The organism is Streptomyces sp. NPDC005533, assembly GCF_042871845.1.
GTDB lineage: Bacteria > Actinomycetota > Actinomycetes > Streptomycetales > Streptomycetaceae > Streptomyces.
Genome location: NZ_JBIAJH010000088.1, coordinates 1 through 9,668 on the forward strand (window position 1 = coordinate 1; position 9,668 = coordinate 9,668).

General features: G+C 65.0%; 5 protein-coding genes and 1 pseudogene. 2 read left to right on the forward strand and 4 right to left on the reverse strand.

Going from position 1 to position 9,668, the window contains the following annotated elements; genetic code table 11:
• Positions 1-69 precede the first annotated feature (69 nt).
• Positions 70-504, forward strand: a complete 435-nt coding sequence (locus ACFYP3_RS35970) for an ISAs1 family transposase (protein WP_388842162.1) — start codon at positions 70-72, stop codon at positions 502-504.
• A gap of 2,421 nt (positions 505-2,925) precedes the next feature.
• Here the strand turns inward: ACFYP3_RS35970 and ACFYP3_RS35975 are convergent.
• Positions 2,926-3,255: a WhiB family transcriptional regulator gene (locus tag ACFYP3_RS35975; protein WP_388842154.1), complete on the reverse strand. Its 330-nt coding sequence runs from the start codon at positions 3,253-3,255 to the stop codon at positions 2,926-2,928.
• A gap of 1,584 nt (positions 3,256-4,839) precedes the next feature.
• Between ACFYP3_RS35975 and ACFYP3_RS35980 the strand changes: the two genes are divergently transcribed.
• On the forward strand, positions 4,840-4,974 hold the full coding sequence (locus tag ACFYP3_RS35980; RefSeq protein WP_388842156.1) for a hypothetical protein: 135 nt from the start codon (positions 4,840-4,842) through the stop codon (positions 4,972-4,974).
• Positions 4,975-6,583: 1,609 nt separating this feature from the next.
• Here ACFYP3_RS35980 and ACFYP3_RS35985 read toward each other — a convergent pair.
• From ACFYP3_RS35985 to ACFYP3_RS35995, 3 genes and pseudogenes are all read right to left on the reverse strand, one after another.
• The gene (locus ACFYP3_RS35985) at positions 6,584-6,919 is read right to left on the reverse strand and encodes a hypothetical protein (RefSeq protein ID WP_388842158.1); all 336 of its coding nucleotides are present in this window, start codon (positions 6,917-6,919) and stop codon (positions 6,584-6,586) included.
• Positions 6,920-7,004: 85 nt separating this feature from the next.
• The gene (locus ACFYP3_RS35990; RefSeq protein WP_388842160.1) at positions 7,005-7,463 is read right to left on the reverse strand and encodes a hypothetical protein; all 459 of its coding nucleotides are present in this window, start codon (positions 7,461-7,463) and stop codon (positions 7,005-7,007) included.
• Positions 7,464-9,134: 1,671 nt separating this feature from the next.
• Positions 9,135-9,489 (reverse strand): annotated as a pseudogene (locus ACFYP3_RS35995) (transposase); the annotation flags it as partial.
• Positions 9,490-9,668: the final 179 nt, after the last annotated feature.

Genomic DNA, 9,668 nt, shown 5'->3' on the forward strand with positions numbered 1-9,668 from the left:
CCCGGGCTCCACCGCGGGCTCCGGTCACTGCCGTGGAAAGACGTCACCGCACGGTGCTACGACCGTGAGGTGAGCCATGGCCGCAAGGAGACCCGTGTGACCAGGGCCCTCACCGTCACCGGCCTCGGCCTGGACTTCCCCCACGCCGTCCAGGCCGTGCGCGTCCTGCGTCACCGCACCGACCTCAAGACCGGCAGGTGCAGCCGCCAGACGATCTACGCGATCACGGACCTGACCTCGCAACAAGCCTCGCCCCAGCGGCTCGGCCAGCTCGCCAGGTCACAGTGGACCATCGAGAACCGGCTCCACTTCATCCGCGACACCACCTTCGGCGAGGACGCCTCGAAGATCCGAACCGGCCACGGACCCGAGAACATGGCCACCTTGCGCAACCTGGCAATCAACACGCTTCGCGCCGCCGGGCACCGCAACATCGCCGCCGGCCTCCGCCACGCCTCCTACGACCCCTTCACCCGCCCACTCGACCTCCTGGACATCGCCTGACCAGCACACCTACAAGATCGCTGGACTTTGCAACACCCCTGACACGCCCCCACAGATTGGATACCGGCATGTAGCGTTGGCGGAAACTGCTTGAACCAACTGAACGGCTTGCACATTGCCACCCTCCAGGAGAAGGCCGCACCCGATGCAACAGCTGTCACATTCGCAGTGCTCTGGGCCAGAACAGAGCGATGGAACCCTTGCGCTAACCCGCTGACGCAGTCCGGGCTGGACCCGGTCGCTCGCCGCGTGTGCTCGGACCGGGCACCAGGGAGGATGGGGTGGGGGACCCTTGAGGGGGAGACTGAGGGGGGAGCCTGGGGGGAACCGGTATCTCCTAGCATTCTCCGTTCTTGCAGGTGACGGGGTGTTGCCAGAGTGGTGACTCGGCAGACTTTCCCTTGGACGCCTGGTTGAGGGATGGCTGAGGCTGTGGTGTTGGAGGCCGGCGGCGCAGTGGGGGAGGGTGCTGGGCGGGTGGTGTTGGAGGGTGATGGCGTTCTCGAGGTTGGAGATGGGCCCCGCCAGCTGCACGCTGCGGCCGCCCTAAAAAGGGGTGGGCCACGGGAGTGAGCACTTTCAGGCTGGGCTTCAACTGAGGTCTTCATCAGGCGCTGGCTTGCACATTCACCGAAGGCACGACTCAATCAGTGGGCGGGCTGAAAGAGCTCAGTGACAGGGGCAGACGAAGGTCGCTGAGATGCGTTCGGAGAGCACTTCACAAGGTCAAATAGGTTCGGCGCGTGGTGCTGTGGCTGCTCCGGTCAAGGGAGGCGAAGGCAGCCCCTGCCTGCCAGGGGTCCGGCGCTCTGCCTCGATAGTGCGCTGTATCTGCATGAGCCGCTAGAAGAGCTCGCCGCACGTCGCGGAATTCCAGGCCGCGGGCTGGGCCTGTTTGATCACTCGCCCGCAGCGCTTCGACGCCGCCAACAGTCCTGTGCAGTTGTCCGCGCTGGCCCTTGTACAGGAGCGGGGCGACCGCTGGCGCCAGGCCGGAACTAAACCATTGGAATGCTCCCCGAGCGCTTGACGTGGAACCACGTCACCATACTGGGAGAGCCCGGTCCGGGTCCCGGTCCCGGCGTGCGAGGGACGTCAGGTCCCGGTCAGGAGGCGTCTGTGCAGGTGGACGATTCACATAGGGCGTGGGCGGGAATCATCGGCGTCGTCACCGTCATCTTGGCGAACCTCGTGGCCATTGTCCTGATGAACAAGATCGGGTACTGATTTGAACGAGGTGAAGCACGCCGCCGGGCTTGGGCCAAACGGATGCAGAGCCGACTGTGTCTCTCGGGTCTGCATGGTCGGCTTGTTACCTGCGGGGCAGATCCTGGCTGGCGTTATCGAGTAGTAGTGGGTTCTGGCACCCATTTCTGGCGGTCCAGCCGGTAGAGCGCCCATGACAGTTGTTCGGCAAAGCCGATGACCAGCGGCAACGGAGACTGGGCAAGCCGCTCGGTGAGGTGCAAGGATGCCAGCGTCCGGGTCAGGTTCAGTGGGTCTGCGGTCCTCGATGAGCTGCCAGCTCCTCTCCAGGCAGACACGCCCGGAAGCCGTACGCCGACGCTCTCTCGACAGGTGCCATGGACGGGTTCAGGGCGTTGGAGCAGGATTGTCCGAACGAGCACGTTACGAGGGCCCGTGCGGATTCAGCGGGTGCCGAGGGCGGCGCCATGCGAAATGGGATGGCTGCTGGGCGCGTCCACGTCGCTGCAGACGCTTGCTGTCCTGGGGCTCACCCTGTTGAGGCCCCCCGCCCTGAACCTGCGGCTGATGAAATTTCTCGCCGGCATGACGACAGACGACAGACGACAGGAGAAGGAGTTTCCGAACACACCATCCGGACGGCTCTCCCAGAGAACACGACGCTGCAGGCTGGTGGCCGCGTATACGTACCCGGTCCTGGCGCACCGTCGGCTGCAGGACGGTCACGACGCTGCTTTGTATGCGAGGGCCATCGGCGGGTGGGGAATGTCTATGGTTGTCGGGGCTCGGTCTGACCGGCGGTGGGCTCGTCCGGCGATGGGCACGGTGCAGGCGTCCATCGTCGTGGTAATCGTCTGGTACAGGAATTCGTTGCCTCGATCGGGCGCGGACTGGTCCGGGCGCTTCGTCCGCGGGCTCTGTCGCTCCTCTCGTGGCCGAGGTGTTCGTGCGTGTTGGTGTGTGCGGCTCGCTCCAGCACCCTTTGAGTGCTGTCGGTCAGCCGTCCCCTCTCACTCAGCGGGGTAGCCTCCGAAGCATCAGTACTGTCGATCAGCCGCTCGATGACCTCACCGACTACCGTGTCCCCGGAGTCCGCCCGTAGGGGTTCTGCCTTGTCCGACATGGCTCGTCCGATCTGCCCGGGCCCAGGCCTGTGAGCGAAGCCCGGGCCGGGCCGGACTACACATCGAGAAGGCTGTGTCCTGCTTGCGGAATTCAAGAGGGGGGAGGCGTTGATCTGCGTGTACTCGCAGGGAGGGTCTTACGCTGCTGATGTTGTGAACGTGCGCTCTCCAGGAGATGGCGCCAGGAGGCGATGTGAGGGCGGCGGAGGAGCAGCGCGCGTCGTTCCAGTGCGGTCATGGCGCCCCAGACGCCGTGTTCCACACGATTGTCCAGGGCGTAGGCCAAGCACTCCGTCTGTACGGGACACCTGGTGCACACAGACTTGGCTCCGATCTGGGCGGGGCCCACGATGAAGTGCTCCTCAGCCTCGGCTGGGCAACACGCGGCCCGCGCGCGCCATCCTGTCTCGTATATGTCCATCCTCGGATTCCGTCCTTTCTTGCCTCGGCAGCGGGGAGGCTTTTTCCCCGGCGGGGTGGGGTCTGCGAGGGCATGGGACTTCGTTGCGTTGTCCGAATGCCCAGCGGGGATCGAGGCGGCGGGACGCGCCGGTGGGCGCACTCAGGCGGATCCTCTCGACTGGAGAAGAACGAGGCGTTCGTCGAAGAGTGATCCGTAAGACCGTCCTCAACACTTTTGTTGTTGTGTCCGACGACCACCGCGGCTCTTTCGGCTAACGCGTGGTGTCAGGCTGTTCCTCCTGTGTCCCCCGCCGCTTCGATGCTGCAGTTGTCCGTCATACCGTTGTGGTGGGCGACGACGGCGAGGCGGACAGCGCCGCCAGGGAGGGCCTGAAGGCGAACGGCGTGAACGAACCCGTCTAAGCTGCACAGCGCCTCGTCGTCGAACGCTCGTGCTGGCATGTCCAGCCATCCGCCGTGGTGCATTAGGACAGCGAGCAGCAGGCCGTGCGAGAGACGGCTGGGCAGTCCGGGAGCCGGGCTGCTCATTCTTCTTCCTCGGCTGCTCCGCTGGCAAGCACAAGCACTGTGAGTGTCGTGCACGGCCAGAGCCGGCCCCACATCGACCGTCCGGGAGCGCGAGGGCGCGGCGGCCGGGAGCGGCGCGTTCCTGGCTGGTGCGAACGCCTTTCGCTTGCCCTGGTGACAGGCTGGGCGGAGAGGTTCACTACTGAGGGACTTTCCCGGTTTCTGCGGCGGGCCGCGCCAGGGAAAGGGCGGGAGAGTACACACATGGGCAGCCTCCTCGATACGCTGCGGCGTCTTCATGCTGGAAATCGTCGCCGGTTTTTGTGGCGCTTCCCGAGACCTGATGGCATAGCTAAGAGGGGGCAGCAGTAGGGGTATGACGGGGGCAGCTCATTGCGTCAACCGCGGCCACCAAGACATACGCGGGCACCGGTGAGAGGACTACCCGCCCGGGTACTGGGGTTTTGCGGCTTCACGCCGGGCGCGGCAGGTATTGAACTGTCGCATTGTGGTGGGAGTACGCTTCCGGTCTCGAGGCCGCCAACCCGGGTGTGGCTGGCGACGGCCGGATATCCGGTGAGGTCGAGCATGTCCGCGCCGAAGTGGGGAGAAAGGCACCCTCGCTTAAGGCCCACCGGGCTGTGGGTCATTTCAGCATCACCATCTGCGACACGGCACCCGTAACGCTCGCCGCTCTGGGGCTGCGCGGAATCCGGTTCCACCGAGAGGCGCATGCCACCGGATCCGCTCCTGCGTTGGTCATTGCATCAGCCCATGGTCTGACCCGAGGGATCAAGACCATCTTCCGGATGTATGCAGACGCCCCAGCCGGAAGCGCCCGTCTGCGCAGTGCACAGGCTTAGCGCCGTAGAGAACCTCCAACATGCGGCGGCCGAGGAGGCGCTCCTCCGGCCTCCTCGTCCTGTCGCAAGCGTGACCTCGGTGAGGACGATGCGTTGGTGACGACATGACGGCAGTGCCAGGCACTCCGGGACGCGCCGGACCCAGCAAGTCTGCCGGGCCGGACCTTCCCGGATCCGCCGGTTCGGCGGGTATGGATCTCCGTACCCGGTAGATGATCGAGCGCATTGCGCAGGCGGTGGGTGACGGCGACGACGCGGTCATTCATGTCCTGCTGGCCGAGCTGACCGCCCGTGCGGACATCGCCGCCCTGCTGTACCTGCGTGAGCGGCTGTACCGCCGGCCGTGACGCAGTGCGCTCAGTTGCCCGGAATCGGACTGCCGACGTTCATCCGATTTCGTCGCTGCACGGTAGCCCGGGGCGACGGGGTACTTCACGGCCCTGGGCGAGCCACTGCCACTCCAGCGCGTCGTAGATTGGCGCATCGGATACCTGCGAGAACTCCTGGGCCAGTCGGGCGAATCCGGCCCACTCCGGCGGCGAAACGGTTTTCTGCTCCATACCCAGGCCAACGAACTCAGCCGCCCGATGTGGCGGTGCGTAATCGATCCGTCATGCACGAAGAGCGGAACGTGACAGGCACCGGGCGACCCTATGCCGTGCCGGTCGTTCCTCTGCCCGAGTTTTTGGCGCCGTGAGGTCGCTGGTCTCGGATCTTGTCATTGGGGTAGTCGGCGGACGGTGGGTGAGCCGGTCTTGCCCGGCCTCGCGCGTTTGAGCCCGTCGGCCAGGTGGGTGTTGAGATTGTCCCAGGTCACCACGATCTGGCCGCCGGGCTGGGCGTGCGCGGATCGAGAGGTCGCGGTAGTTCTTCCAAGAAAAGTTCCTGCACCCTTGAGGAGGAGATGAGTGGGGGATGAGATGGCGCTGCTCACCGGGTCTGTAGCAGCACCGGGCGGCGGCCGGGGCCCGGCGGTGAAATTGGTCCCGCACACGGCTCTGGGGGTGTCGAAGTGTCGGCTCCCGGTGCGAGCCGGTGTCATCGAGAAGTCGGCCTCGTCCTCGAAGACGCCCCAGGCGTCGCATGCCGCCACGAGGCTTTTACCCCGGGCCACGCCTTTTTCTTCCACAGCGTCACGGCGTGCTCTCACGCTCGATGGCTCTGCGGGCGGGTGCCTGCCAGGACCAGCCATGCCGTTCAGCACCGCCACACCATCGCCACCGGCAGGCTCACCCGCAGACGGCTGCGGATCACCGTCTGCACCCGGGCCCGCGTCAAGCGTTCGTCGTCGACCATGCGCCGACGGCCCTACGCCGAGTTCCTCCTCAAGTACGGCGAACTGGGCATCGGTGTGGGCCGGGGAGTTCGCCGGGCCGGCTGGCCGGCCGGCAGGCAGGTGCAGGGCCTCCATGCCGCCCTCGCACCAGCCCCGGCACCACCACCGACCGCACACTCACCTGCAAATCCTTCGCCATCACGATGGTCCTCTCACCCGCCGCGAACCACTGCCCCACCCGAAGCCGGAGTCCCTCACAAAACGCCCCACCCGCAGCAGCCAAGCCCCCTCCGCGTACCACCGGCTACCACAAAGATCACGAACCATCACTACCCGAAGACAACCCCGAAACCTCAGTAGGTGCGAGAGCAGGCGGTCCAGGCTGCACCGGCGGTCGTCACGAGGTGGGTGACTCCGCCATCATGGCGAACCGTGAGAGGCACCGAATCGTCGAGTGGATCACCGCTGCTCAGGTTCGGCAGCACCGACCTCGACCTGCTGGGCATCCAGATATGCAACACCAGTGGCCAGAGACCAGCCATCGTCACCGCTGCATCGATGGCAGCGCTCCGACCATGCCCATCGCAGCTTCCCCGCGGTCAACTCGCGCCGTGCAGGCACAGCGCCACCGTCATTTCCACGCAGTGTTTCCCTGGAACAGAGAGGCTTATTCTTGAGGGTCACCAGCCCTTTTTGTAGAAGGCGAGGGCGGTGACGGTCTTGGCGACGGTGAGGAATCGCGTGAGAGGGCCGCGGCAGCGGGTGGTGATGATCTTCCAGTCTTTCAGGTGGGCGATGGCATGTTCGACAGCGGCACGGAGGGTGTTGACCGACTGATTGGCTTCCTTGTGGCCCTGGCCCTGGCCGGGTGGTTTGCGCCGCCCGGTGCATATCTCGGAACCGATGTAGCCGAGGTCTCCGAGCTTGTCGCAGTCGGTGAACCCCTCCAGGGAAGCGTGACTGCCGCCAGGCCAAAGCATCGTGCCGGCTGCCGGGCAGGGGGAAAGAGACGGCAAGCAGGTCTCCCCGGTCAGGGTGGCGACTATCTGAAGGTTGAAGCCAGCGAACACTTTCAGGCGGGGGCATCAGCTTAGGTTTTCATTAGGCTTCGACCTGAACATTCGCTGAAGGCGCGTCACCCAATCGGTGGGCGGGCTGAACGAGCTCAGTGTCCCGGTGCCTGCTCGAGAACATCGAGGTGCCGTCGCTCTTCCAGTCCCCTGTGGTCATCAGCGTGCCGTCGATAAGCACGACTCTTCCGGCGGAGGCCTCGGCCGGGTGGGGGACATGCCTGGTCAGGACTCGCCCGACGACGGAAGGCAGTGTGTGCCAGCGGTGTGAGACGGTCGCCTGGGAAATCGCGAAGAACTCGGTCACCACTTCCTGGACAGGGTTCTGCCGCAGCAGGAACAACACCAGCACCACCGACTTGCGCAAGCCCAGCGCCCGCAGCCCCTCAAGAGCGGGGCCTTCCGGCGCCGCCCGCAGGCAGGCATGAACGTCGGCTACCAGACCGTCCAGTTGATCCGTGTCCAGCTCTGTCCTAACGTGCCAGCCCAACGGGCCTGCCCCGGTATAGATCTGACGTCGTCGCAGACGTCACGCTTGCGAGCAGGGCCGCTTTCATGATCAACGACACAGTCCGAGAACCCCGTGAATATACCTCAGGGGCTGCGCCGATCAGGGCCGGTGAGAGGCTGGCTGGCTCTTGGGCGCCGAGGAGGGGCCCTCGGTGTGTGGGTCAGGCGAGTTCCATCCGGATGGCCGGGGCGTTCAGGGTCTCTATCTCGGCCTCAGGAAATACGAACCAGCTGTGCTGGGCGAGATCATTCCTGCGTAGCACCTGTCAGCTCTGGCTACCTCTGTGGAATGACCTAGGAACAGGCACTGAGTCTGACGTGCACCGGACCGCGCGTTGAGACGGTAGGAGCATGTTGTCTCGCTGCGGTATTCACCGCCTCCTCATCCCCACCCGCGTGATCGGCGTGGTGAGCGCCCTAGGCCTGATAGAGCCGGCAGGGGAGAGCGTGCGAGCCGCTCTGAGGCCGTCGGTGATGGCCCCGAGGCTGGGAGCCGAGCGGCGGGCAACGTGATCAAAATCGTCCACGGAGGCTTGCCGAACGAGCCGAGGTGCGTGGAGAAATAGCCGGGTTATTCAGCACCCTGGGCTGATAGTGAAGGGAGATAAAATGGCAGGACGTCACAGGAGGCCACGTGAAGCCTTTACGGGGGGGCAAAAGAGGATGATGAGGGCTGGCGCCGTGCTGGCCCCTCTTTCCGCGGGTCTCATATTTACCTCCGCAGCGAGTGCCTCAGCCGAGGAGAAAGCACCTTCGGCCGGATCGCAGGAGTGCTGGGAGGATGCCCGGGGAGAGTGGAACTGCACCGATTTCTTCACAGCAGTAAAGAATGGCCATCCGTTTGCATATGTCCCCTACGCCCCAAATCCGGCAAAGGTCGAGCCGAAAACTGAGGACGAAAAGGCACTTAGTGATTTTTGGGACCAGCAAATGGCAAATATGAGACCCGGGGGAAAGCCGGGATCTGTGCCATCTGGAGGGTTGGGCTGGGCAGCTAAGGATGCCTACAAGCAGTATATAAAGCCCGGGTGGGAATCAATGCATTCAGTTCCGGAGGGAAGCGATGGTACGGGCCTAACATCTGCGCAGGCCGGGGGAAGCTTCGCGTCGTTCCTTTTCCCCGGAGATGGTGACTGACCATCTCCAGTATTGCCATTCCAGGGCAGGGTGGCCTGGACGACTCCCAGGGCTGTTCAGGAAGGAAGCCCGGCCGGGCTTTGCGGGGCCGCTCGACGGGGAAGCGGAGCCCGGCCGCCGTCCGGTTGATAACCGCGCTTCTCGGCGCGAGGGGTGTCCCCGATAGTCATCGGAGGGCGCTTCATGCTCTTAGGCGGCCGTGGACGGCACCGTGCTGGTCTGGACTACCGCCAGGGGCACGCGGCAGGACCAATGCCGCTGGATAGGTGATCAACGAGGCCTCCCCGGCGGACGTGTTGAGAGGCGAGATCTCTAACTCAACCATCCGCGGGCCTCGGCCTTCCCTTGATCTTCGCAGGGAATCCCGGCCTTTAGGTCGGGCGGGAATGCGGTCCTCGGCCCGGAGCCCCGAAGCGGCAGAGTTCTTCTGTGGCTCCGGGGCGAGGGCCAGACCGGACGCTTCTGGTTCTCAGGATCCTGCGAAGTAGGAGGGCGCCCAGACGCCGAGCCCATCCCGATCGGATTGCTGCGCCCGGTCCACGATGCTCGGACCTGTGAGTTCGCCCCCTGTTTGGCCGGCCATGTGCGGAGTCGGGGACTGCGCGGGAGAGGTCGAGGGGACCAGCGCGTCGAGTCGGTGCAGGATCTCCTCGTGCAGTCGGCCCCACACCCTGGGTCTCGGCCAGATCAGGAACCGGCGATGGGCTGTCGACTTCGATATCCCAAGCAGGGCGGCAGCGCCCGCCAGGACATCCGCTGACCAGCACGTAGATGATCGTGACGAACAGCGGCTCATCAGGCGTGTCCTGCTTCCCGCCGCCCTGCGGCCGCGCCCCCGGCGGCGGGATCAAGGGCTCCGCGATCCCCACAACTCGTCCGGAACAGACCCAACTTCAGGTACCCCGCCCCATGAACGGCTCAACGTCCGCCAGACCACATAGGACACGTTCTAATACTCCAGCAGCGGATCGTGTCCTGAGCTGGTGGTTGTCGTTGTCAGGGCATGGTGGGGATGGTTGAGGCCCAGGGGTGGGCTGCGGAGTTGGAG